Here is a 24196-nt window from a genome sequence, read left to right as displayed (position 1 = left end):
AAAAGCGGAGGGCGGCCCCATGCGCAACGATTTCGGCCAATTCGACTTCGGCCTCGGCGAAGATCTCGACATGCTGCGCGACCAGGTTCGCACCTTTTCGGCCGACAGGATCGCGCCAATTGCCGCCGACGTTGACCGCAACAACGAATTCCCGATCCACCTGTGGCCCGAAATGGGCGCCCTCGGCCTCCACGGCATCACGGTGGCCGAAGAGGAGGGCGGGGCAGGCCTCGGCTACCTTGCCCACTGCGTCGCGATGGAGGAAGTCTCGCGCGCGTCGGCCTCGGTTGGCCTCAGCTATGGCGCGCACTCGAACCTTTGCATCAACCAGATCGCCCGCAACGGCACGCCGGAGCAGCGCGCCCGCTACCTGCCGCGGCTGATCTCGGGCGAGGCGGTCGGTGCGCTCGCCATGAGTGAGCCCGGTGCCGGGTCCGACGTCGTCTCCATGAAGACCCGCGCCCACAGAAAAGGCGACCGCTACGTCCTCAACGGCTCCAAATTCTGGATCACCAACGGCCCCGTCGCCGAAACGCTGGTGGTCTACGCCAAGACCGACCCGGACGCCGGCTCCCGCGGAATCACCGCCTTCCTGATCGAGAAGGGGTTTGCCGGCTTCACCACCGCGCAGAAGCTCGACAAGCTCGGCATGCGCGGCTCCGACACCTGCGAGCTGGTGTTTCAGGACTGCGAGGTGCCGGAAGAAAACGTGCTCGGCGCGGTCGGCAAGGGCGTCAACGTCCTGATGTCCGGTCTCGACTATGAGCGCGTGGTGCTGGCGGCCGGGCCGCTCGGCATCATGCAGGCCGCACTCGACGTGGTCTTCCCGTATGTGCACGAGCGAAAGCAGTTCGGCCAGCCCATCGGCACCTTCCAGCTGATGCAGGGCAAGCTTGCCGACATGTACGTCACGATGAACGCCTGCAAGGCGTACGTCTACGCTGTGGCCCGCGCGGCGGACGTCGGCCGGGTCACCCGGGAGGATGCTGCCGGCGCGATCTTGTACGCGGCGGAGAAGGCCACGGCGGTTGCGCTCGACGCCATCCAGGCCCTGGGCGGCAACGGATACATCAACGACTATCCGACGGGCCGGTTGCTGCGGGATGCCAAGCTTTACGAGATTGGCGCGGGGACGAGTGAGATCAGGCGGATGCTGATCGGGCGCGAGTTGTTTGAGCGGAGTGGGTGAGGGGGCTTCATCACTTCAAGGTTGGAATAGAAATGTGGTTGGCCGGAAAAATCATTCGTTAAATGGTTTTTTACACGCTTTCTGATCACGAGGTTCAGCGGCGTGCCGGGCAGCCGGCACCCGATCTCAGGCAGCGAGCCGTTCCGCCCCTTGTGAATGCAGCGCCCTGAGTCCCTCCAACTGACGCCGACAATGGGACTGAATGGATCGTCTTATAGATTTTCGCGTGCCAAGTAAATTACGCCGGCAGGCCTGCCATAGAACTTGTGTCGAAAGTCGCCAATCCTGCGACCGGTGAACGCTCCGGCGATGTTCACTGCAACGCTCCCCTCGGGTCTGGCGATTGTACGATGTTCTTCTGAAGGACAGTCCAGCCTCGTCACAGATAACAATGTTATTTCTCTCGTAAAAATGCCTGCACTTACGGCTAGCACCCAACGGAGAAATAAATGCGCAGGTTACTTGCGGCTACGATAATTGCAGCGTTCGCATCGGGAGTTGCCGCGGAGCCTGCGCCGGAATGGACACTCGACCGATGGGTTCCCCCTTACGAGTTCGCCACCGAGGCGGCGAAGGTCAACTACTCCCCCCTGACGCGTGCGTCGAAACCGTGGAAGCTCTGCGTCCTTTTCCCCCATCTCAAGGATGCTTATTGGGTTGCCACGAACTACGGCGTGATCGCGCATGCGCGCCGGATCGGGGTCACCGTCGACCTCTTCGAAGCCGGCGGATATGGCAACATCGACAAGCAGCGCAGCCAGCTCGATACGTGCGTCAAGGGTGGCTACGACGCCATCCTCGTCGGCAGCGTCTCGTTTGACGGACTAACGCCGGCGATCGTCGAAGCCGCGAAGACAAAGCCCATATTCGCCACCGTCAACCAGGTGCTGCCGGCGGGCTTATCTGGCATGGCGGCCGTCAACTGGATCGATATGGGGCGCTCCGCCGGTCGCTATTTTGCAGAGCGCTTCCCCAAGGGACGGTCTCGCCCGGTCAAGATCGCCTGGCTTCCCGGCCCCGAGACGGCGGGGTGGGTGAAGTTGACGGATCAGGGCTTCCGCGAAGAGATCGAGGGGGCAGCGGTCGAGGTCGTCGCGATCAAGTATGGCGACACCGGCGCCGATGTTCAGCTCGGCCTCGTGCAGGATGTCCTGGAGGAATATCCCGACATCGACTTCATCGCGGGCAACGCCGTCGCGATCGAAGCCGCGATGGCGTTGGTGCGCCAACGTGGCCTCAAGGGCAAGGTCGGGCTCGTGGCGGACTATTTCACCCCCGCAATCTATCGCGGCATCCGGCGCGGCATCGTCGCCGGCGCGCCGACCGACAGCGCTGCTCTCCAGGGCACATTGTCGGTCGATCAGGCGGTCCGCTTCCTCGAAGGTAACTCAGCGGCGGACCATGTCGGGCCGATCATCTTCAACGTGACGGCGGCCAATGTGCGGGCGTTCCCGCGCCTTCAGTCCCTCGCGCCGCCTGACTTTCAGCCGACCTACAGCGTTCAGTGAGCGCCTGACTGTCGTCCCGATCCATCCTCACGTTCCACAGCGCACGTCGGCGGCTAGGGGCAGCCCGGTCTCAACGCGCCGAACCAACAAGGCTGGCCTTCCATGAAATCGATCTCCGTCCGTTTCGGATTGATCCTCAGTTTCGGCTTCCTCGCGTCGATGGTGCTTGCGGCCTCTGCGCTCAGCGTCGTCAACCTCAGGCTTCTCGCAACCAGCGAAGAGCGTGTGATCAAGAACGAGCTTCCCTCACTCCTTGCCGCCCAGAGCCTTGTGGCCAAAACTGCGGAACTCACCCGGATCGGCGGTGCTCTCGCCGCCGCACAATCACTGCGCGCGACCGATTCGGCGGAGACGAGGCTGCAGGCGGCGATCAGCGACATGGACAGGCTCCTCGAAAAGCTGCGTACGTTGAGCGAAGGGGCGCCGGAGGTTGCCCGGTTCGGCGACGCTGCAAGGCACTTCACAAACCTGATGACCGACTTCGCGAGCGCATCGAGGCGCCGTGTCACGCTCGAGATCGCACGCGATACTGCGTTCGCCGCCACGACAGCCGAGGTCGGTCTGCTGTACGAACAAAGCAGTTCGCTGATTGCGAATGCGTCCAGCCGCGTCAGCAACGCCCTTTCCTCGGTCTACGACGTGGAGGACGACCCGGCCAGGATCGCGGGCGTGCTCGACACTCTGGACATCGTTCTCGACGTCGACCTTTTCAATCTCGGGCAGATGCGCAGTCTCGTCATCAAAACCCTGACGCTGCCCGCAATGCTCGATGACCTGTTGCTGGTGGATCGCGAAGCGCTCGACCCTATTGCGGCCGACGTCGAAGCGGCGCTTGTCGCGATCGGTCGAAGTATCAGATCGATCCCTGATGAGGCCCTTCAGGCGCAGATGCGCACGACCTTCGATCGCATCCGCGCGTCGATCGATCCGGCCGGCACCGACACGTTGATCCCCGTGGTGAAGGCGCTCGGTGACCTGACGGAGGAGCTCAAGGGCTTCGATGAGCGTCTGCTCGCGGCCAACATGGAGATCGAGGAGAACGCCAACCAGATCGCCGCCGAACGCACCGAATCGATCGCCGCTGCCCAGGCCTCGGCAGAGCGATCCTCGGAGACGGTCCAGACGGTGATGGTGCTCCTCGGTCTGGGCGCGCTGCTTGCTTCGGCTCTGATTGGCTACTTCTACCTCCACCGCCGGATCCTGCGGCGCCTGTCCGTCATCACGACGACGACCCGCCGCCTGGCAGACGGCGAGAGCGATATCGAGGTGCCGAAGGCCGAAGCCGACGAGCTCGGGCAGATGGCCGCGGCGCTGCGCGTCTTCAAGGCAAACTCGCTCGAGAAAATCAGGTTGGAGGCCGAGCGCGCGGAGGCGACGAAGCGCGCCGAAGAACAGCAGCGCGTCGCTCGCGAAGAGATCGCCTGCCAGTTCGAGGCGAGTGTTCTCGCGATTGTCGAGAACGTGTCCAGCGGCGCGATCGAAATGAGGGACAGTGCGCGTGGCACCAGTGACCGGGCCAGCCGCGCCCAGCAGCGCGCCTCCGACGTTGCCGACAAGTCGGATTCAGCATCCGAGAATGTGGGGCGGGTTGCGGCCGCAGCAGAGGAGCTCAGCGTCTCGATCCAGGAGATCGCAGGTCAGGCCAATCGCTCCGCAAGCGAGTGCAAAACGGCGGTGGACGCTGCGATGTTGGTGCGCGACAACGTCAACGACCTGCGCGAGGCGTCGGGGCGCATCGGCTCTATCGTCGGGCTGATTTCCGACATTGCCAATCAGACGAACCTTCTGGCCCTCAACGCCACCATCGAGGCCGCCCGCGCGGGAGATGCGGGCAAGGGGTTCGCGGTGGTGGCGTCCGAGGTCAAATCACTCGCGTCCCAGTCCGCCGCCGCGTCGAACGAGATCGGCGGCCAGATTTCCGGCGTTCAGGCGCGGATAACCACGTCGGTGGATTCCATCCAGGCCATCGCTGAGACGATCGAGAAGCTGAATACGGTTACCCTGTCCATCTCATCATCGGTCGATCAGCAACGCGCGGCAACGACCGAGATTTCAAGCAACATCCAGCTCGCCGCGCGCGGCTCGAGCGACGTCACCGACATCGTGCGCGATATGGCCGGCGACATCTCGGCGACCGGCGACAGCTCGGCACAGGCAGTCGATTCCTCGACACGCCTCGCCGACCAGTCGCTGGCGCTGCGACGGGAGGTGACAACATTCCTCGGCAACATGCGAGCGGCCTAGGGAGTGGCCCCATTAATGATCGGTCTAATTTTATCGTTTCGGATCGACCCGTGATTGGGAGGGGGGCATGGACCTGCACAACCTGACGGACAGGGAATGCGCGATCGCTCTGTCGCTCTTGCCGACCAGGGTGCGCGGTGTGCCGCGTGTTGACGACCGGCGGGTGATCAACGGAATTTTCCGGCGGTTCCGCTCCGGCACTTTGTGGCGGGATATTCCGGAGCGTTACGGCGCGAGGACAAGGCTCTACAATCGCTTCGAAAGATAACGGGCTGCTGGGATCTGGGATCGCATTCCGGATGCGGTCCCGGACAATCACGACAGAGACATCCTGATCGTCGACCGCGCCTGCGACACGAACGCGATCCGAGACCATGCCGCATCGTGCGGCGTATGGGCCAACATGCCGCCAGGGGTCATCTGCAAGGATATCTTCCCGTTCAGCCCGGTTAGCTACCGCTACCGCAATCTGGTGGGGCGCTTGTTCAACCCCATCAAACAATTCCGTGGTCTTACCACCCGCTATGACCGCCGCCCCAACAACTTCCTCGCCGCGCTCAAGATCGCTGCGAGCCGCATCTGGTTAAGCGGTAAATGAATCCATTGCCTGATCGAGTGTCGGACACTAAAAAAACGCGCATATTATTCAGGTCTTCTCTAGATATTTCGCCTGGCACATAACGTGATCATCACTCTGAACGAGCAATATAAAATAACTCAATTTGCCTAGGCGCTCGGCGAGATCAACATCATCCGCGCCAACACCCCGCAGGCGAAGGGGCGTGCGAAACGAGCGAACAAGACGCTGCAAAACCGGCTTGTGGCCGAGCTGCGGCTGGGTGGTGTCAGCACAATCGATGCGGAGAATGCGTTCATTTCCGGGTTTGTTGAAGGCTTCACTGCCAGCTTCGCCATGGAATCCTGCAGCCCTGAGGGGTGCCCATCGGCCACTACGAAAAGTGGGAGTTCTGCCATGTCCTCGAAGGCCACTCCGTCATCGCGGAGGAGGGGGGAGAGGCGCGGACCGTGAGAGCCGGCGACAGTTTCATCCTGCGTCCAGGCTCCAAGGGCACGTGGGAGGTTATCGAGACCACCACCAAGGAATACGTCATCAAGCTCTGAGCGAGACGGCAGCAAACGCGGCACGCTTTCCCGGACCATGCGCACCGGTGGGTGGGGGTGATGGTTTGTGTCCGGTGACAGCCGGCGATGGGTGCGCCGCCAGAATTAGGTGCTTGGCGCAGCGTCGAGTGCGGCGCGGATTTCGGCGTAGAGCGGAATGTCGGGTCGGTGGGCCGCGGAGCCACTACCGAGCAGGGGCATGAGGGCGTTGGCAATTTCGGAAAGATCCGTGATCGCTCCATCACCGAAGTCGTGAAGGGCATAGAGGATTTCGGTGCAAATCCGCTCTTTCAGGGCCAACCGCTCAGACACATCAACCTCCGGAAACCAGCTATACACTGGATATTAACAATCGAAGGTTGTGTAAAGGTGCAAATCCGACCTTGCGTCGTATTTCTGCCAAATTCGAGGCGTTGCGCCGTAGTTTCGCCGCATTGCCTTTATCTTCGGGAGGCCAGAGACAGGAGAACTACTACAAAACCACAAATGATGGATTTTGTGTTAGTGTAAAACGGTATTGCGACCGTTCGTCTATGCCTGCGGCCACCAGTAAAGGCCCGCTGAATTTAACCCCGGACAAGTCGCACTCATTTTCCGCGCATATGAAATCAGTGCGACGAATGGGGCCGGGCAGAGCCTGGCGTGAGTAATGAGCCAGATTCGGCGTTTGGGAGTTGATGCACGGATTGCGGATCAACTCACGCAGCCTCAGCATTTGTGCAAATTAAAGTTGCGGCTAACGCCGTGGTTTTCTCGCTTCTGCAGCCTCAATCTCAAGTTCTTCCGTTCGTTCCAGAACGAATCGCATCAGTTCATTTGCCATCTTGCGACCCGTAGCGCTGCACGATGTCTTGAAGCGCGTATGAAGTTCGGCAGGAACATCGAGGCTTAGACGTTTCGTCGACGGTCGATCCGATGGCAACTGCTCAAATTCCGCGTATTCAGAGGCCATATCACTGCGGGATTTATGGAGCCGTGTACTATGCTCAGTGTTCGTGACCATGTTGTGAGCGACCTTTTGCAAATAAAAATGAATGACTTGCGTCATTGAGCGTCTGTGTGGCGTCGTGCAAAGACTTGAGCAAGGAGGCAAATAGATGTCAAATGTAAAAATATGCAGAATTCGCGTTATTAGTTATGTTGAAACGGTGAAAATTAAGTTCCCACATATGTATTTTTTGATTTTTGGGGACTTATTCGCTTGGAAAATTCAACCGAAGGCGGTGTAAGCTTGTGGTGCCATTTTCGAAAGGTTGAAATACAGCCGAAAGTCATGGCGGCGCTGGCAACGCGATACATAAGGGCGTGTGTGTATGAACTACATCAACACCAAGTACCAAAGCCTATCCGGTGAAAGATTCGACGCCGAGTTTTGCGATGTTCCGTTGCAAATCCCTGACGAGAGCGTGCGGGTCGAATGGGGGCGCCTCCTCGCCGTTTTCTTCGGTGAGGCACGGGCCAGCAGCAGCCCCTGGCCGTTCGCGCAGGATATGACGGTGGAATTCCTCACCGTCATCGTCGGCGGCCTCGTCCGATCCGACACCTTCCGCCAGCGCATCAGCCATTTCGAGACTGCGCGTCAGATCGCCGGCTACCTGGAGCGGCTGGATCAGGACAGCACGCTCCGGTGCACCATCGAGGCAGAGATCCAGGCGCTGATCCCGAAATTTCGGGCAGAGGTCGCCCAGCCGCCGATCGCAGCGCGGAACAGGCGCGATGCCGGCGATGGCCGCTGTGTCGTCACCAACCCGCTGGAGCACGGGGGCGGCATCGTGGTTCTGGCAAGGCCGCCGTTCCCGCTGGAGCTGAAGACCCTGCACGGCGAGACCCTGCGGATCGATCGGACGGTATTCATCCACCCCTGACCACGCAGCGGATTGCCAGAAAAAAGAAGGGCGAGCCGCCGCAGCAGCTCGCCCTTCAAACATCGCCGGGATGCTGGCCCTGAGGCCGCAAATCGCCTAGCTGGCGGAGATGCCCATCTCCTTCTCCAGCCGGGCCGCAACGCTGTCGAGGAAGCCGGTGGTCGATTCCCACTTCTGGTCGGCGCCGACGAGGAGCGCGAGATCCTTGGTCATGTGGCCGCTCTCGATGGCGCCGACCGTGGCGGTCTCGAGGGTGCGGGCAAACTCCATCAGCGCGTCATTGTCGTCGAGCTTGGCGCGGTGGGCGAGGCCGCGGGACCACGCGAAGATCGAGGCGGTGGAGTTGGTGGAGGTCTGCTCGCCGCGCTCGTGCTGGCGGTAGTGGCGTGTGACGGTGCCGTGGGCGGCTTCCGCTTCCACCGTGTCGCCGTCCGGCGTCATCAGCACGGAGGTCATCAGGCCGAGCGAACCGAAGCCCTGGGCCACCGTGTCGGACTGGACGTCGCCGTCGTAGTTCTTGCAGGCCCAGACGTAGCCGCCGGACCACTTCATGGCGGAGGCGACCATGTCGTCGATCAGGCGGTGCTCGTAGGTGAGGCCCTTCTTTTCGAACTCGGCCTTGAATTCCTTCTCGTAGATCTCCTGGAAGATGTCCTTGAAGCGGCCGTCATAGGCTTTCATGATCGTGTTCTTGGTGGACATGTAGACCGGGTAGCCGCGCAGGAGGCCGTAGTTCAGCGAGGCGCGGGCGAAATCGCGGATCGACGGGTCGATGTTGTACATCGCCATCGCAACGCCGGATTCCTTGTAGTCGTACACGTCGTGGACTTCGGGCTCGCCGCCTTCGGGCTGGAAGGTGAGGGTGAGCTTGCCGGGGCCGGGGACCACAAAGTCGGTCGCGCGGTACTGGTCGCCGAAGGCGTGGCGCCCGATGATGATCGGCTTGGTCCAGCCCGGCACCAGCCGCGGCACGTTCTTGCAGATGATCGGCTCGCGGAAAATCACGCCGCCAAGGATGTTGCGGATCGTTCCGTTGGGGGAACGGTACATCTTCTTGAGGCCGAATTCTTCCACCCGGGCTTCGTCCGGGGTAATGGTCGCGCACTTGACGCCGACACCGTGGCGCTTGATCGCGTTGGCCGCATCGACGGTCACCTGATCGTCCGTGGCATCCCGGTGCTCCATGCCAAGGTCGTAGTATTCCAGATCGATATCGAGGTACGGGTGGATCAGTTTATCTTTGATATATGCCCAAATAATGCGGGTCATCTCATCCCCGTCGAGTTCAACGACGGGGTTCGCCACCTTGATCTTCGCCATACCAGGACCTTACGTTCGGAAATAATCGTCTCGCGGCGGATGCCGCGTGCTCGGCACGGCTTAGCATGACCGGGGACGCTGATAAAGTTGTGACGTCCACAGGCGTGGCCCCGCCGGCGATCATTCTGGCCTCACCCCAGCTTGGCGAGAATATCGGCACAGCCGCCAGAGCGATGGCCAATTTCGGCGTGACCGACCTGCGTCTCGTCACCCCGCGGGACGGCTGGCCGAACGAGCGCGCCGGCGCAGCCTCCGCAGGCGCCAGCCATGTCATCGACAATGCGCAGGTGTTCGACACGCTCGACGATGCGATCGCCGACCTCAATTTCGTCATCGCGACCACGCGCCGGGGGCGGGACATTACCAAGCGCGTGGAAGGCCCCGCGGACGGTCTGGCCGAACTGTGCCAGGTGGCGGCCGCCGGCAACGCGACGGGTATCCTGTTCGGCCGTGAGAAATGGGGGCTGGAAAATGACGAGGTGGCCCGCGCCAACATCATCGTGACGTTCCCGGTGGATCCGGCGTTCGCATCGCTCAACATTGCTCAATCCGTCTTGCTGATGAGCTATGAGTGGCGCCGCGCGGTGCATGGGGTGGCGCCGAGCCCGCCGCCGCAGCATCCGCCGGCCACGCGCGAGGATATTGCGGGCCTGTGGGAGCATCTGGTGGCGATGCTGAAGCCGAAAGGCTATTTCCGGCCCGAAAATCTGGCCGACAAGCTGTCGCGCAACCTGCGGCTCGTCCTGTCCGATGCCAATTGGGACCGTCAGCAGGTTCGCACGATGCGCGGCGTGCTGGCGCATCTGGACCGAACGACGCCCGCAGGCACCGGCAAGCGGGATGCCGCCGCCAAGCGGGAGGCGTCCAAGCCGAAGCTGCCGCCGGAAGACTGAGCGGCAGCCGGCGCTGTCAGCCGTGCGCTGCGGAGAGGCGCGCGTTGACCTTGCCTGTCGTTCTGAAGTCGGCGGTGATGACGCCGGGGCCGGACACGGTGGGTGCCGTGTGCGTGCCTGTCGTGATGATGCAGCCGGCGGGCAGGGTGTGCCCGCGGTCGATGACGAAGCGCACCAGAAATTCCAGGACTTCGATGGGCTTGGGGCGCATGTCGGCCGGAAGGGCCGGGACGGTGGTGCCATCGCCAAGGCGCATCAGGACGTCGCCTTCGGCGGCGCCGGAAAATTCGCCGAGGTCCAGCAACGGGCCGACCACAAGCGCACCGCAGGAGTTCATGTCCGCAATCACGGCCTTCGCGCCCATGGACGGCTTGTCCGTATAGCGGCTGTCGGCCACCTCGATGGCAAGGCGGACACCGGCGAGCCGGTCCACAAGATCGCCGCCGGAAAGCGGGGCGGTAATTGCGCGGCGCAGTTCCAGCGCAATTTCCGCCTCCACCTCCGGCCGATAGAAACGGCCGGAGGGAAACACGGTGTCGGCGGGCACGATCATCCCCTCCAGAAGAGGGGCGACCGTGGGCGCTTCGATCCCGGCTGCGGCCTGCGCCCTGGCCGTGGTCTGCGCCACCTTCCAGCCGACAATGGGCTTGCCGATCGCCTCGCGCACGGCGTCCTGCAACGCATAGGCAGCGTCCACGGTCTGGGGCGGGGACTCGAGAGCCTCGAGCCGCCCCTCGCCGCGAAACGCCGCGGAAAGGCGTTCGGCATCCACCATCACGGCAGCGTGTAGGCGGTCTTGACGGTGGTGTAGAACTCCGCCGCGTACCGGCCCTGTTCGCGCGGGCCGTAGGAGGAGCCCTTGCGGCCACCGAACGGCACGTGCGGATCGACGCCTGCGGTGGCGAGGTTCACCATCACCATGCCGGCCTCGGCATTGCGCTTGAAGTCGGACGCATATTTGAGGCTAGTGGTGCAGATGCCCGACGACAGACCGAACGGGGTGTCGTTGGCAAGGGCCAGCGCCTCGTCATAGTCCTTCGCCTTCAGCACGGTCGCGACCGGGCCGAAGATTTCTTCGCGGTTGATCCGCATGGAATTCGTCGTCTCGGTGAACAGCGCCGGCTGGAGGTAGAAGCCCGGCGTCTCGCGGTTGAGGATGTCACCACCCCAGGCGAGGTTGGCGTTGTCCTCGTTCTTGCCGATGTCGATGTATTTGAGATCGGTTTCGAGCTGCTTCTGGTCGACCACGGGGCCGATGTGCGTGCCCTTCTTGCGCGCGTCATCGATGGAGAGCGACTTCAGCTTCTCGATGGTTGCGGCCACGAACTTGTCGTGAATGCCTTCGGTCACGATCAGGCGCGAGGAGGCGGTGCAACGCTGGCCGGTGGAGAAGTATGCACCGTTGACGGCGCAGTCGACCGCGATGTCGAGGTTGGCATCGTCGAGCACGATGAGGGGGTTCTTGCCGCCCATCTCAAGCTGGCACTTGCGCATGTGCTCGGCGCACTTGGCCGCCACGTGCTTGCCGGTGGCAACCGAGCCGGTGAAGGAGATCGCGTCAATGTCCTTGCTGTCCAGCATCGCTTCGCCGACGACCGAACCGCGGCCCATGACGAGGTTGAGGACACCGTCCGGCAGGCCGGCGCGCTTCAGGATGTCGGCGATGGCCCAGGCGCAGCCCGGAACGAGGTCGGCCGGCTTGAAGACGACGGTGTTGCCGTAGCAGAGCGCCGGCGCAATCTTCCACGCCGGAATGGCGATGGGGAAGTTCCACGGCGTGATGATGCCGACGACGCCCATCGGCTCGCGCGTGATGTCGATCTCGACACCGGGGCGGATCGAGGGGAGCGTGTCGCCTGCAAGGCGCATGGTCTCGCCGGCGAAGAAGTCGAAGATCTGCCCGGCGCGGCCGGCTTCGCCGATGCCTTCGGCCAGCGTCTTGCCTTCTTCGCGGGCCAGAAGGTCGCCAAGCTCTTCCTTGCGGGCGAAGATCTCTTTGGCCGCAGCGGAGAGGACCGCGTGGCGCTGCGACGGGTTGGAGCGGGCCCAGGCGTGGGACGCGGCCTTGGCCGCTTCAATGGCCTTCAGCGTCTGCGCTGCGTCTGCCTTGGTGTAGCGGCCGACCACATCGTCGGTGTTGGACGGGTTGATGTTGTCCGAAGCGTCGGGCCCTTCGGTCCACTCGCCGCCGATGAGATTTTGGTGAAGGTCCATTTAATTCTCCAGACTAATTCCAGTTGCCCTAGCACCTAGACCGTCGCCCCTTGTTATTCAACGCGTGGCGGCCGGAACAATCGTGACGCTGGTGGTCTGCCGGTAGGGTTTGTCAGGCGTCGCGATGATGTTGCCGAAGCTCGGATTGTTCACCGTATCGGGGTAGTTTTGCGCCTCCAGCGCAACGCCGGCGAACGGGCCGTAAACAATTCCGTCATGCCCCGCCGTCTCAAATTGCGGCAGCGTGAAGCCGGAAAAAACCTGTAGCCCCGGCCGGTCGGTCGTCATCGTCAGGACGTAGGCGTCGGTCTCCAGCCGGCAGGCGGGCGCGCCATCCAGGCAGAAATTGTCGTCGATTTTCTGGTCGCCGATCTTCTTGGGCTGGCGGAAGTCGAGCGGGGTGCCGTCCACCGGGGCAAGTTCGCCGGTGGGGATCAGACCGTCATCCACGGCTGTGGTGTGGCCGGCTGGAATTGTCATCACGTGTTCGGCGAGCGGCGCGCCGAGGCGGTAATAATTGTGCTCTGCGGGCGCAATGGGCGTCGGCCGGTCCGGCACGGCGGTGATGTCGAACGTCACCGTGTGGCCATCCAGCGAAATGACGTAGGTGAAGTCGACGTTGCCGGGATAACCCATGGCACCGTCGGGACTTTTCAGCGTCAGGCGCACGCTCTTGCCGTCTTCCTCCATGGTCCAGTGCTGGCGGCCGATGCCGTCGCTGCCGCCATGAAGGTGGTTGCCGTTCTGGTTCTGGTCGAGCTGGTAGGTGGTGCCGTCCATTGTGAACCGGCCATCGCGCACACGATTGGCGATCCGCCCCGCCAGAATGCCGAACGACCGCTTGTTGTCGGTGTAGGGGCCGATGTCGTCAAAGCCGAGAATCACCGACTGCGTCTTGCCGGTGGCATCGGGCACGCGCCAGTCGCGCATGGTGGCGCCGTGGGACAGAACGCTGATGGCAACGTCGCCATCGGTCAGCGTTGCCTCGTAGACCGGCTTGCCGCCGATGGTGCCGAAGGTTTTCATGAAAAATCAGCCTTTGCGGGCGGTGGCGAGGAGGGCGGAGGCGCCCATCATCATCCCGCCGCCGATGCGGTTGAAAAGACGGCCCCGCCGGGCGACGGCATCCGCGCGCCGCAGCTGCGACCCGGCGAAAGCGTAAAGCGAGGCCATGGCAAACTCGATCACGAGGTAGATCGCGCCGAGGGTGTAAAGCTGCCCGGCCGCCGCCTCTGACGTGTCGACGAACTGGGGGATGAAGGCGGTGAACAGGAGGATCGCCTTGGGGTTGGTGATCGCAACCGTAAACTCCTTGCGCAGAAGCTTTGCCGGCGCGAGGTCTTCGGCGGCAATTTCGGCCGCCGGCGCCCGCCACATCCTGAAGCCGAGGTAGGCAAGGTACGCAACGCCAACCCATTTCACGATGCGAAATGCGACCTCCGACGCTGCGAGCAGCGCGCCAAGCCCGGTGGCGACGGCAATCAGCAGAAGCGCGAACGCCGCCATTCGGCCGAACAGGCTGAGCATGGTGCGCCGACACCCGGCCTTGAGGCCGTGCATCAGCGACAACAGATTGTTGGCGCCGGGTGTTGCCGCAACCAGCATGGCTGCGGGGATGAAAACCGCAAGAACGGCGGCGGTGACGGTCATCGGATCGGGCGGGCGTTCAGGGTGCGGTCGAGGTCGCCGTCGAAACCGTCGCCGGTGAACGTGCCGCCCTGGAAAAGGTCGCCCACGGGTTCTGCCGGGATCTTCGCCTGTTCGGCCAGCGCGTGGTCGCGGTGGTCTTCGGCGTTGTGCTTCGGCTCGTAGCCAAGCGAGTGGGCGGACGTGTTGTCCCACCACGTGCGCTCGTTGTGGGAGGCGCCGTAGACGATGGCGTGGTGGATTTCGGGATGTTCAAGGCCGATTTCGATGAGCTGGACGAGGTCCTCGGGGTGCAGCCAGATGGACAGGCGGCGAATGTCCAGCGGGGCAGTGCCCACATTGCCGATGCGGATCGACATGCAGCGCATGCCGTGCTTGTCGGCAAACAGCGAGCAGATCGCTTCGCCGAACGCCTTGGACACACCGTAAAGGCCGTCCGGCCGGACGGCCTGGTCGATCCCCACCCGGCGCCGGCGGGGGTAGAAGCCCATGGCGTGGTTGGACGACGCGAAGATGAAGCGGTTGACGCCCTTCTCGTGGCAGGCGGTCAGAATATTGTAGAGGCCGTCGATATTGGGCCGCGCCACAGTCTCCCAGTCCGCCTCGACGGACTGTCCGCCGAGATGGATGACGCCATCGGCACCGTCCACCAGCGCGGCCATGGCGCCAGCGTCGGTCAGGTCGGCCTGATGCCATTCCTCGTTGGGGCCAAGGTCCGCGGGAGCGGCGCCACGGTCGGAGAGGCGGAGCTTGTAATTGGTGCGCAGCAGCGGCCGGATCATGCCTGCAACGCCGCCGGATGCCCCGGTCAGAACAATGGTCTTCAACGCTTCTCTCCCGCCCAACTTTGTTTGCTGAGGACTATGCCACTCCCAGCGCCGCTGCAAACGCCCCGGCGTCTGATTTCTGCAGCAAGCGGGGGGCGGTCCGCCGATGACAGCCAGGAGCGGTCACGCCCCAACGCCCTCGGCCACCGGGCAGGCGAGATTCCACACGGCCCGGAATGCGCGCCGGGATGCTCGCGGATCGCCAATGCGGGCGCCTTGGAGCCTCACTGCCGGGGATGGGCAAAACGCGAAATTAGGCCTTGGCGCGCAGGCGCAAAACCACTATGTCATCCCCTCGCACCGCGATGCGCCCTTCGTCTAGCGGTCAGGACGCTGCCCTCTCACGGCGGAAACAGGGGTTCGATTCCCCTAGGGCGTACCACGCTGCGGCTCTTCTCGGGGAGCCGCGCATCCCCCGGCATTGATAGCTGCCCGGCAGCATTGCAGGTTCGGCCACACCGTTTCGGCTTGCCCGTTCACTTTCATCCTTCGCTACGGTTGCCAATGCGCGGCTTTGCCCATGGGCGCGCCGTTGTGTCGGCGCTGGCGAAGGCGGCAATCGCGTCCCGGTGCTGGAGCGTCAGGTCGAGATCGTCCCATCCGTTGAGAAGCTTGGTGCGCCAGATCGGGTCGACCTGGAAGGGGTGAACCTCGTTTCCTGCCGTGATGGTGCGCGCTTCAAGATCCACCGTCATCGCCCTCGCGCCGCCTTCGATGTGGGTGAGCAGCGTCTCCGCCACATCCTCGCTCACCACGGCGGGAAGAAGGCCGTTGTTGACGGCATTGGAGGCGAAGATGTCGCCAAAGCTCGGCGCAATGACCGCGCGGATGCCGCCATCGGCCAGCGCATACACGGCAGCTTCTCGCGAAGAGCCGCAGCCGAAATTGCGGCGGGCGACCACAATGGCAGCGTCCGCTCGTGCCGGATCGTTGAGGGGGAAGGCGGGGTCGAGATTGCCGTCGCCATCGCGCCGGACGTCGTGCAGCAGCACGGGGCCGTAACCCTCGGCGCGCGTGCGGCTCATGAACCGTGCGGGAATGAGCTGGTCGGTGTCGATGCTCGAATAGGGCAGCGGGCAGGCCGTTGCGGTGAGTGTGGTGAACGGCGTCATGCGGCAGGTCCGGCGGTGGTGCGGCCGGCCAGCATCGGGCGAACGTCGGTGAGGTGTCCGGTCACGGCCGCTGCGGCCACCATGGCCGGGGACATCAGGTGCGTGCGCGAACCCGGCCCCTGCCGGCCCTTGAAGTTGCGGTTGGTGGTGGAGGCGCAGCGCTCGCCGGGTGCCACGATGTCGCCATTCATGCCGACACACATAGAGCAACCCGACTCCACCCAGGTTAGCCCCGCCTCGGTGAAGATTGCAGCGAGACCCTCTTCCTCTGCCTGCCGCTTCACCGGGGTGGAGCCCGGCGAGACGATGCCCGGAACGCGCGCCTTGCGGCCTGCAAGAACGGCAGCCGCCGCGCGCAGATCCTCGATCCTGCTGTTGGTGCAAGAACCGATGAAGACGCGGTCCACCGCAATGTCCGTCAGTGGCTGGCCGGCGGTGAGACCCATGTAGTCGATTGCCTCGCGCGCATGGTTGGCGCGGCCGGTGTCGCCGAGCCGGTCCGGCACGGGAACGGAGCCGGTGACAGGCAGCGCATCCTCCGGGCTGACGCCCCACGTGACCACGGGGACGATATCGGCCGCATCCAGCACGATTTCGCTGTCGAAGGCGGCGCCATCGTCTGTGGCAAGGGCGAGCCACTCCGCGCTGGCGGCGTCGAAGGCTGCGCCTTCCGGCGCAAACGGGAGGCCCTTCAGGTAGGCAAGGGTGGTTGCATCCGGTGCCACCATTCCGCAACGCGCGCCGCTCTCGATGGAGAGGTTGCACAAGGTGAGGCGGCCTTCCATGGAAAGCGCCGCAACCGTGCTTCCGGCATATTCCAGCGCGTGACCGCGGCCGCCATCGGCGCCGATGGTGGCAATGATCGTCAACGCCAGATCCTTGGCGCTGGTGCCGGGCGCCATCTTGCCGTCGACGCGGATGCGCATTGTCTTCAGGCGCTTCTGCCACAGCGTCTGCGTGGTCAGGACGTGTGCCACTTCGGATGCGCCGATGCCGAAGGCCAGCGCGCCGAACGCACCGTGGGTGGAGGTGTGGCTGTCACCGCAGACCATTGTGAGGCCGGGGAGGGTGAGGCCCTGCTCGGGGCCGACGACGTGCACAATTCCCTGCCGCCGGTCGTCGAGGCCGAAGAGGGTGATCTTGCTCGTGGCTGTGTTGGCGCTCAGCTTGTCCACCATGCCCGCCACCTGGGGGGAGGCGTTGGCCAGGTTGCGGGTGGCGGTGGGCACATAATGGTCGGCAACGCCGAAGGTGAGGTCCGGCCGGGCGACAGGATCGCCGCGCTCCTTCAGCCGCGCGAAGGCGTGGTGCGATCCCTCGTGCACGAAATGGCGGTCGATCCACAAAAGGCTCGCCCCGTCTTCACGCGTGGTGACGACGTGGGCATCCCAGACCTTGTCGAAAAGCGTTCGTTGCTGCACCCGCGCTCCCCCCGGTTCGCCGCTATTGTGTGCCGCCGTCTGCCCGGCGGCTGCGGCGCTCACCCGGCCGCTGGGGCACCGAGAGCCGCACGGCCTGATTTTAGGACCCAATCTGCATAGTCGGCGACGGCTTCTCTTGCGGGCATGAACGAAAACCCGAAATCGTCCCTGAGGGCCGTGCCGCTCACCGGGTTGCGCACCGCGTCCACGTTGTCGTTGAAGGCGATGTCCGAGGTTCCGCCTTTCAGCGCCGTGTCGATCGGCTGGCCGGTGCGTTCCGACAGCGCGTCCGCCAGAAGGCGGGGATGCCAGATCTCGCTGGCGCTGATGTTGTAGACCGTGCGCGGCAGGTCGCTCGCCGTGGCAAGGGTCAGAAGGGCGCGGGCGACATCGCGGCTCGACGTCCAGTCCCGCGCGCCGCCTTCCGGCATTCCGGCGGGAAGGCCGTCCAGCGCACGGCCGGCCAGCTGGAACGGCGCGCTCAGCGTCTCGCGCACCCCGGTATCGTGCTCCCAGGGGCCGAACACCGCGACAATCCGGCCGATGGCAACATCCAGCCCGTGCTTGCGCTGTGCAGCCATCACCAGTCGCTCGCAGGCCAGTTTGGTGAAGCCGTAGAGGCCGGCAGGCTCCGGCGGCGTCTCCTCCGTCACCGGCGCCCTGAACGGGGCCAGGCCGTAAACCGCCACGGAGCTTGGATAGATGAACCGCGAAACACCGGCGGCGCGGGCGGCATCCATCACGTTCTGTGTGCCGACCACGTTCACGTCGATCACCGTTTCGGCCGGCGCCAGCGTGCTCGCGGGCCCCAGCGTGATGGCAGCGGCGTGGATCACCTGCGCCACGTCGTGCCGGGCGAAGGCGTCTGTGAGTGCCTTCTGGTTGCGCACGTCGGCTGTCACCACGTCCAGCGTACCGGGAAGGTTCTGAAATGCCTTCAGCGCAGGGGCGAACAGCGGCCGGTCACTGAGCGCGCACACGGTCTGCCCCGCGCTCAGGGCAGCTTCCAGAATGTTGAGGCCGACGAAACCGCCGGCGCCTGTCACAAGGAGGGTCAACGTCGAGGTTCCTTACGGCGAGAACCGGCAGCGAGCGAGGCGGGCCGCTGGACCGTGGTCCGTTGTGGTGGAAGGGCGCCGGATATGGTGCGCCCATGCGCGAAAAGATGCTGACGAAGCATAGAGCGGTTGACCCAGCCTGTCACTCGTTTGATACAGGTTCTTGCATTAACCGTATGCCGCCTGGTTGGCCCCGGCCGGAGAACCTGCTTGAGAATTGACCTGTCACAGCCGCCAAGCCTGCGCCGTTCGGCGGACGGAATACAGCATGAAGCGCCCCGGGCCGGGACAGCCCCGCGTCGCAAATCCTGCGGCACAGTGGTTGGAACCGCAGGTCATTTCAATGGCACGCGCGCAGCAAGCGCGGCACGGCCAGCCCCATGCCGCAGGCAGAAGCGCAGCGCCGGCCTGACGCGCTCGGCGCCGCCGCAACACACAGGAATTTTTCCATGAATTTGCGTGCGCGAATCCGCGAGGACCGGCCGATCCTCGCACCCGGGATCAGCGATCCGCTGACCGCCTCCATCGCGGCGGCAACCGGCTTCGAGATGCTGTACCTCTCCGGCGCCAACATCGCCTACACGCGCCTTGGCCGGCCGGACATCGGCCTCGTCTCCATGAACGAGGTGGCCGAGGTGATTGCGCAGGTGCGCGACCGGGTGGAGACGCCGTTCATCGTCGATGCCGATACCGGCTACGGCAATGCGCTCAACGTTCAGCGCACCATGCGCCTGTTCGAGCGGGCCGGCGCTAACGCGCTCCAGTTCGAGGACCAGACCTTTCCCAAACGCTGCGGCCACCTGCGCGACAAGTCCATCGTCCCGTCCGCAGAGATGGTGGGCAAGATCAAGGCTGCCGCCGATGCGCGCGCCAGCGAAGACACGCTGATCGTCGCCCGCTCCGACGCTCTGGCGGTGGAGGGAATGGCCGCCACCATCGACCGGGCCGAGGCCTACGCGGAAGCCGGCGCCGATGTTCTCTTCATCGAGGCCCCCGCATCGCGCGAGGATCTTGCTGCGGTGGCCGCCAGAATGGCCCCGGTGCGCCCGCTGATCGCGAACATGGTGGAAGGCGGGATGACCCCCAACGACAATGTCGACAATCTCGCCGCGCTCGGTTTTCGCATCGTGATCTTTCCCGGCGGGATCGTCCGCGCGATGGCCCGCACCGCGCGCGATTATTACGCCTCGCTGCACCAGAACCGCACCAACGCCCCGTTCCGCGACCGGATGTTCGACTTCAACGGGCTGAACGAGCTGATCGGCACGCCCGAGATGATTGCGCTCGGCGAACGCTATCAGGCGCCGAGGACTGAGCCGGCCGGGGAGGAAGGCGCGTGAGCCCGCTCAACCCCGTCACGCTCGCGGTTCTCAAGGGGCGGCTGGAGCAGATCGTCGACGAGATGGACGCGACGCTCTACCGCTCCGCCTTCAACCCCACCATTGCCGAAGCCAAGGATGCCTGCCACGGCATCTACCACCCTGAGACCGGCGACACGCTGGTGCAGGGCTCCGGCGGCTTGCCGATCTTCGTCGGCGCCATGGCGTTTGCCGTGCGCGCCGTCATTGCCAAGGTCGAGCGGGAAGGCGGCCTCGAGCCCGGCGATACCTTCGTTTTCAACGACCCTTACGATGCCGGCACCCACCTCAACGACTTTCGGCTCGTGCGGCCGATCTTCCGCGATGGCGCCCTTTTCTGCTGGATGGCCTCGGTGGGGCACTGGCTCGATATCGGCGGCAACGTCCCCGGCGGCTACAACCCCAAGGCCACGGAGAGTTTTCAGGAAGGCGTGCGCATTCCGCCGGTCAAGCTGATTGCGGGCGGCAAGCTGAATGACGACATCATCGGCATTCTGGAGGCCAACGCCCGCGTTCCCATGTCCAACTGGGGCGACCTCAACGCCCAGCTCAACGCGCTGGACCTTGGCGAAAAGCGCCTGAACGGCCTTCTGGACGACTACGGAACGCCAACGCTGACCGCCGCCTTCGACGCGTTTTCCGACCGTGCCGAAGCGCTGATGCGCGCCGCCATCACCGCAATTCCGGACGGCACCTACGCGTTCGAGGATGTGCTCGACAATGACGGCATCACCGACGACATGCTCACCGTGGCGCTGGACGCGACGGTCGCAGGCGACCGGATGACGCTGGATTTCTCCCGCTCCTCCGGCCCTGCGCGCGGGCCGATCAACATTTCCCGCTCCACCACCATTGCGGCCTGCTACGTGGCGCTGAAGCACATCTTTACCGATGTGCCCGCCAACGCCGGTTGCCTTCGCCCCATTGATTTCATCATCACCGACGGCTCGCTTCTGGGCGCAGGGCCGCCCAAGCCGGTGGCAGGCTATACCGAAACGATCCTGCGGCTGATCGGCGTGGTGTTCGGCGCCGTCGCGCAGGCCGACCCCGCGCGTGCGCTGGGCGGTCCGTTCGGCACCATCAACGCGCTGTCCCTGGCCGGGCACCGGGACGATGGCTCCCGCTGGGTAATGTTCTCCTTCTTCGGCGGCGGCCTTGGCGGCAGCCCGCAGTCCGACGGGCTCAACCACGCCAACAACCCTATCTCCACCGCCACCATCCCGCCCGTGGAAATTCTGGAAGCCGCCTATCCGGTGTTGTTCTCCCAGTGGGCGCTGCGGCCGGATTCTGCGGGCGCCGGCACCCACCGCGGCGGCGTCGGCGCGATTTACGAGGTCGAGGTGCTGACGGACGCGGAAGTTTCGCTTCTGGGCGAGCGCGGCAAGGCGGCTCCCTTCGGCGTCGCGGGCGGCACCGAGGCTGCCAAGAACCGGTTCTCCTGGGCGAGTACCGCCGGTGAGGGCACGCCGCCGATGGTCTCGAAGGTCACCGGCGTCGAGGTTGCGCGCGGCGGCCGCGTCCGGCTCGAAACACCGGGCGGTGGCGGCTGGGGCAACCCCCTGGCGCGCGATCCGGACGCCGTGGCGCGCGACGTGGCGCTCGGCTTCGTCTCGGCCGAGACCGCGCGGGAGACTTACGGCGTCGCGCTTGCCGGCGGGGCGGTGGATGCGGCGGCGACGGCCACCTTGCGGAAAGGGCAGAACGCGTGAGCGACCCGAACACCACCGTTGGCGTCGATGTCGGCGGCACCTTCACCGACCTTTTTCATTTTGACGAGACCACGCGCACCTTCCGCACCGCAAAGGTTCCCTCCAACCGCGGCGACGAGGCGGCCGGATTTCTGGCAGGCCTTCAGAGTTTCGGTGCTGTGGCGGATCTCGCGTCCGTGGTGCACGGCACGACGGTGGGGACCAACGCGCTTCTGGAGCGCAAGGGCGCGCGGGTCGGCATCATCACCACGGCAGGCTTTCGCGATGTGCTGGAAATGCGCCGCAGGGACCGCAAGTCCACCTGGGGTCTCAGCGGCGATTTCATGCCCGTCGTCCCGCGGGACATGCGCCTTGAGGTGAGCGAACGGACGTTGGCAAGCGGCGAGATCCGCACCGCGGTCGACGTTGCCGCCGTGCGCGATGCGGCCGAAACGCTGCGGGACAAGGGTGCCGAGGCGCTGGTGATCGTGTTCATCAACGCCTACGCCAACCCCGCCAACGAGGACGCCGCGCTGGAGGCTGCCCGCGACGTCTGGCCCAACGAGCATGTGGGCTGCTCCTCTGCAATCCTCCCCGAGATCCGCGAGTTCGAGCGTACGTCGACCGCCACGCTCAACGCCTATCTTCAGCCCGTTGTGGGCAACTATCTCGCCAAGCTGGAAGCGGCGCTGGCCAGCCAGAATTTTGACGGCCGGTTTCACATCGTCCAGTCCAACGGCGGGGTGATGTCCACCGCCATGGCGCGACGGATTCCGGCGCGCACGGCGCTGTCCGGCCCCGCCGCCGGCGTGATTGCGGCAGCCGCCATTGCCGAGGCCGCGGGCTTTCCGGATGTCGTCACCGGCGACCTTGGCGGCACCTCGTTCGACTGTTCGCTGATCGTGGCCGGCAAGACCGCACTCAGCGCACAGACCACGATCGACTTCGGCCTCGTCATCCGCAATCCGATGATCGAGATCAACACCATCGGCGCGGGCGGCGGCTCCATCGCCCATGTGGATGCCGGCGGCCTCCTCGAAGTGGGGCCGGAGAGCGCAGGCTCCGTGCCCGGGCCGGTCTGCTACGGCGCCGGAAATGACAGGCCGACCCTCACCGATGCCAACGTGGTGCTCGGCCGGATCAACGCGGACAAGCCCATCGGCGGCGCGCTGAAGCGGCTCGACGTGGAAGCGGCGAAGGTGGCCATCGACACCCACGTTGCGCAAAAGCTCGGCCTGTCGGTGATGGAAGCTGCCGAAGCCATCGTGAAGATTGCGGACTCGAAGATGGCCGGCGCCATCCGCCTGATGTCGGTGGAGCGGGGCCACGAACCCTCCCGCTTTGCCGCGGTGCCGTTTGGCGGGGGCGGGGCGCTTCATGCAGGCGCGATGATCAAGGAGGTCGGCCTCAAGGCGGCGCTGGTGCCGCGCTATCCGGGTGTCACGTCCGCGCTGGGGTGCATCATTGCCGATATCCGGCACGATCAGGTGCAGACGCTCAACATGCAGGCGCTGGGCCTCGATGCCGCGGCGCTGGGCGCGCGCATGGCCAGCGAAGCTGCCAGCGCGCACGCGGTGGTGAAAGACGCGCGCCTTGCCATGGAGCGGATCGACACCGTCTTCGAGCTCGACATGCACTATGTCGGACAGACCCATACGCTCGCCGTTCCCATTGATGCCGCTTACGACGGTGGCCCGGTTTGCGTCACCGAAGACATGGTGAAGGCGGCGTTCGAGGCAGCGTATCAGGCAAGCTTCAGCCGTCTTCTGCCGGGTGTGCCCATGCGCATCGTCAACCTCAGAACCACCGCCATCGGCGTGCGCCCCCGGTTCGACCTTGCAGCGCTTGCGCCCACCGCCACCGGCACCGTGGAGGCCGCGCAGATCGGCACCCGTCCGGTGTGGTTCGACGGCGCGTGGCACGACACCGCCATCTACGCCCGGCTCGACCTCCCTGTCGGCAGCCGGATCGAAGGCCCTGCCATTTTGGAACAGCCGGACGCCACAACCGTCGTCGATCCCGACCTTTCGGCGCGGATCGACAAATTTGGCAACCTCATCATGGAGCCGAAATGAGAGACACTGCACTCCTGATCGTCGACCTGCAGAATGATTTCGTGCATCCGGACGGAGCCTATGGCCGCGCCGGTCAGGCCTCGCCCGAAATTGCCGCGCTGCCGGGACGGGTTAAGCCGCTGGCCGACCTTGTGCGGCAAAAGGGCGGCGTTGTGGTCTCCACCCAGTTCACGCTGGTGCCGGGGCGCGGCGGCGAGCCGATGATCGCCCCGCACCTCAAGAAACTGCGGCCCTTTCTGGCAAGCGGCGACTTTGCGCCCGGCTCGTGGGGCAACCAGCTGGTCGACGAACTGGGGCCGGCGGACTTTGCGGTCGAGAAGATCGCCTACAACGCATTCTACATGACCCGGCTCGACTGGGTTTTGCGCAAGAACGACATCACGCGGCTTCTGGTCTGCGGCATCGTCACCAACGGCGGCGTCGCGACCACGTTCCGCGAAGCGCACGTTCGCGAGTTCGACGCCATCTTGCTGGAAGACGGCTGCGGCGCCTTCTCGGTGGAAACCCACCGCACTGCAGTGGATGCGCTGCGGCCGGTGGGGCGCGTCGCGTCCATCGCCGAAATCAGTGCGGAGATCGAAGCGGGGTGAGCGCCGATGTGGACCAGGGCAACGCGATGATCCTGGATGCCGCCATCACCCGCGCGGTCTCCCGC

19 protein-coding genes, 1 tRNA gene and 3 pseudogenes are annotated in these 24196 nt (G+C 64.6%); 13 read left to right on the top strand and 10 right to left on the bottom strand.

Annotated features, from left to right (window positions below):
- The first annotated feature begins 19 nt into the window (after positions 1 to 19).
- From RDV64_RS21480 to RDV64_RS21455, 6 genes and pseudogenes are all read left to right on the top strand, one after another.
- The gene (locus RDV64_RS21480) at positions 20 to 1189 is read left to right on the top strand and encodes an isovaleryl-CoA dehydrogenase (protein WP_309197018.1); all 1170 of its coding nucleotides are present in this window, start codon (positions 20 to 22) and stop codon (positions 1187 to 1189) included.
- Positions 1190 to 1638: 449 nt separating this feature from the next.
- Positions 1639 to 2697, top strand: coding sequence for a TMAO reductase system periplasmic protein TorT (gene torT, locus RDV64_RS21475; protein WP_309197017.1), 1059 nt, complete (start codon positions 1639 to 1641; stop codon positions 2695 to 2697).
- A 225-nt stretch (positions 2698 to 2922) separates the two neighbouring features.
- A complete protein-coding gene (locus RDV64_RS21470; protein WP_309197016.1) occupies positions 2923 to 4941 on the top strand; it encodes a methyl-accepting chemotaxis protein in 2019 nt (672 codons plus the stop codon).
- 67 nt (positions 4942 to 5008) lie between these two features.
- Positions 5009 to 5539, top strand: a pseudogene (locus tag RDV64_RS21465) (transposase).
- Between the two features lie 153 nt (positions 5540 to 5692).
- Positions 5693 to 5828 (top strand): annotated as a pseudogene (locus tag RDV64_RS21460) (ISNCY family transposase); the annotation flags it as partial.
- Positions 5829 to 5892: 64 nt separating this feature from the next.
- Positions 5893 to 6063 (top strand): annotated as a pseudogene (locus RDV64_RS21455) (cupin domain-containing protein); the annotation flags it as partial.
- A 105-nt stretch (positions 6064 to 6168) separates the two neighbouring features.
- On the opposite strand, the gene RDV64_RS21450 reads toward RDV64_RS21455, so the two are convergent.
- The gene (locus tag RDV64_RS21450; RefSeq protein WP_309197015.1) at positions 6169 to 6375 is read right to left on the bottom strand and encodes a hypothetical protein; all 207 of its coding nucleotides are present in this window, start codon (positions 6373 to 6375) and stop codon (positions 6169 to 6171) included.
- Positions 6376 to 7448: 1073 nt separating this feature from the next.
- On the opposite strand from RDV64_RS21450, the gene RDV64_RS21445 reads away from it, so the two are divergent.
- Positions 7449 to 7928, top strand: coding sequence for a hypothetical protein (locus RDV64_RS21445; protein WP_309197014.1), 480 nt, complete (start codon positions 7449 to 7451; stop codon positions 7926 to 7928).
- Between the two features lie 96 nt (positions 7929 to 8024).
- Here RDV64_RS21445 and RDV64_RS21440 read toward each other — a convergent pair whose 3' ends face one another.
- Complete coding sequence (locus tag RDV64_RS21440) at positions 8025 to 9248, bottom strand: NADP-dependent isocitrate dehydrogenase (RefSeq protein WP_309197013.1); 1224 nt, start codon at positions 9246 to 9248, stop codon at positions 8025 to 8027.
- Positions 9249 to 9313: 65 nt separating this feature from the next.
- Between RDV64_RS21440 and RDV64_RS21435 the strand changes: the two genes are divergently transcribed.
- Positions 9314 to 10141 carry an RNA methyltransferase gene (locus tag RDV64_RS21435; protein WP_375143779.1) on the top strand — a complete coding sequence of 276 codons (828 nt, stop codon included), beginning with the start codon at positions 9314 to 9316 and terminating at the stop codon, positions 10139 to 10141.
- A gap of 16 nt (positions 10142 to 10157) precedes the next feature.
- On the opposite strand, the gene RDV64_RS21430 is transcribed toward RDV64_RS21435, so the two are convergent.
- Genes RDV64_RS21430 through RDV64_RS21410 form a run of 5 tightly spaced genes read right to left on the bottom strand, consistent with a single transcriptional unit; the run spans position 10158 to position 14829 of the window.
- Positions 10158 to 10916 (bottom strand): fumarylacetoacetate hydrolase family protein, encoded by a 759-nt coding sequence (locus RDV64_RS21430; RefSeq protein WP_309197011.1) that lies wholly within the window; start codon positions 10914 to 10916, stop codon positions 10158 to 10160.
- The gene (locus RDV64_RS21425) at positions 10916 to 12355 is read right to left on the bottom strand and encodes an aldehyde dehydrogenase family protein (protein ID WP_309197010.1); all 1440 of its coding nucleotides are present in this window, start codon (positions 12353 to 12355) and stop codon (positions 10916 to 10918) included. The genes RDV64_RS21430 and RDV64_RS21425 overlap by 1 nt, the downstream gene beginning before the upstream one ends.
- Positions 12356 to 12412: 57 nt before the next feature.
- Positions 12413 to 13381 carry an aldose epimerase family protein gene (locus RDV64_RS21420; RefSeq protein WP_309197009.1) on the bottom strand — a complete coding sequence of 323 codons (969 nt, stop codon included), beginning with the start codon at positions 13379 to 13381 and terminating at the stop codon, positions 12413 to 12415.
- Positions 13382 to 13387: 6 nt separating this feature from the next.
- Positions 13388 to 14005, bottom strand: coding sequence for a LysE family translocator (locus tag RDV64_RS21415; RefSeq protein WP_309197008.1), 618 nt, complete (start codon positions 14003 to 14005; stop codon positions 13388 to 13390).
- Complete coding sequence (locus RDV64_RS21410; RefSeq protein ID WP_309197007.1) at positions 14002 to 14829, bottom strand: NAD(P)-dependent oxidoreductase; 828 nt, start codon at positions 14827 to 14829, stop codon at positions 14002 to 14004. The genes RDV64_RS21415 and RDV64_RS21410 overlap by 4 nt, the downstream gene beginning before the upstream one ends.
- A 307-nt stretch (positions 14830 to 15136) precedes the next feature.
- Here RDV64_RS21410 and RDV64_RS21405 point away from each other — a divergent pair.
- Positions 15137 to 15211 (top strand) — tRNA-Glu (locus tag RDV64_RS21405).
- A gap of 100 nt (positions 15212 to 15311) precedes the next feature.
- Here RDV64_RS21405 and leuD read toward each other — a convergent pair.
- The 3 genes from leuD to RDV64_RS21390 are packed head-to-tail and all read right to left on the bottom strand — an operon-like array spanning position 15312 to position 18420.
- Positions 15312 to 15941, bottom strand: a complete 630-nt coding sequence (gene leuD / locus RDV64_RS21400; protein ID WP_309197006.1) for a 3-isopropylmalate dehydratase small subunit — start codon at positions 15939 to 15941, stop codon at positions 15312 to 15314.
- Complete coding sequence (gene leuC / locus RDV64_RS21395; RefSeq protein ID WP_309197005.1) at positions 15938 to 17362, bottom strand: 3-isopropylmalate dehydratase large subunit; 1425 nt, start codon at positions 17360 to 17362, stop codon at positions 15938 to 15940. Before leuC ends, leuD begins: the two co-directional genes overlap by 4 nt.
- Before the next feature lie 59 nt (positions 17363 to 17421).
- Positions 17422 to 18420, bottom strand: coding sequence for an NAD(P)-dependent oxidoreductase (locus tag RDV64_RS21390; RefSeq protein WP_309197004.1), 999 nt, complete (start codon positions 18418 to 18420; stop codon positions 17422 to 17424).
- Positions 18421 to 18869: 449 nt separating this feature from the next.
- On the opposite strand from RDV64_RS21390, the gene RDV64_RS21385 reads away from it, so the two are divergent.
- From RDV64_RS21385 to RDV64_RS21370, 4 genes are read left to right on the top strand one after another with little or no spacing between them, the layout of a single operon-like run.
- A complete protein-coding gene (locus RDV64_RS21385) occupies positions 18870 to 19760 on the top strand; it encodes an isocitrate lyase/PEP mutase family protein (RefSeq protein WP_309197003.1) in 891 nt (296 codons plus the stop codon).
- The gene (locus tag RDV64_RS21380; protein ID WP_309197002.1) at positions 19757 to 21487 is read left to right on the top strand and encodes a hydantoinase B/oxoprolinase family protein; all 1731 of its coding nucleotides are present in this window, start codon (positions 19757 to 19759) and stop codon (positions 21485 to 21487) included. The genes RDV64_RS21385 and RDV64_RS21380 overlap by 4 nt, the downstream gene beginning before the upstream one ends.
- Complete coding sequence (locus RDV64_RS21375; RefSeq protein ID WP_309197001.1) at positions 21484 to 23541, top strand: hydantoinase/oxoprolinase family protein; 2058 nt, start codon at positions 21484 to 21486, stop codon at positions 23539 to 23541. Before RDV64_RS21380 ends, RDV64_RS21375 begins: the two co-directional genes overlap by 4 nt.
- Positions 23538 to 24131 carry a cysteine hydrolase gene (locus RDV64_RS21370; protein WP_309197000.1) on the top strand — a complete coding sequence of 198 codons (594 nt, stop codon included), beginning with the start codon at positions 23538 to 23540 and terminating at the stop codon, positions 24129 to 24131. Before RDV64_RS21375 ends, RDV64_RS21370 begins: the two co-directional genes overlap by 4 nt.
- The last annotated feature ends 65 nt before the right edge of the window (positions 24132 to 24196 follow it).

Source organism: Acuticoccus sp. MNP-M23 (assembly GCF_031195445.1).
Classification (GTDB): Bacteria; Pseudomonadota; Alphaproteobacteria; order Rhizobiales; family Amorphaceae; genus Acuticoccus.
This window is presented reverse-complemented; position numbering and strand designations above follow the sequence as displayed.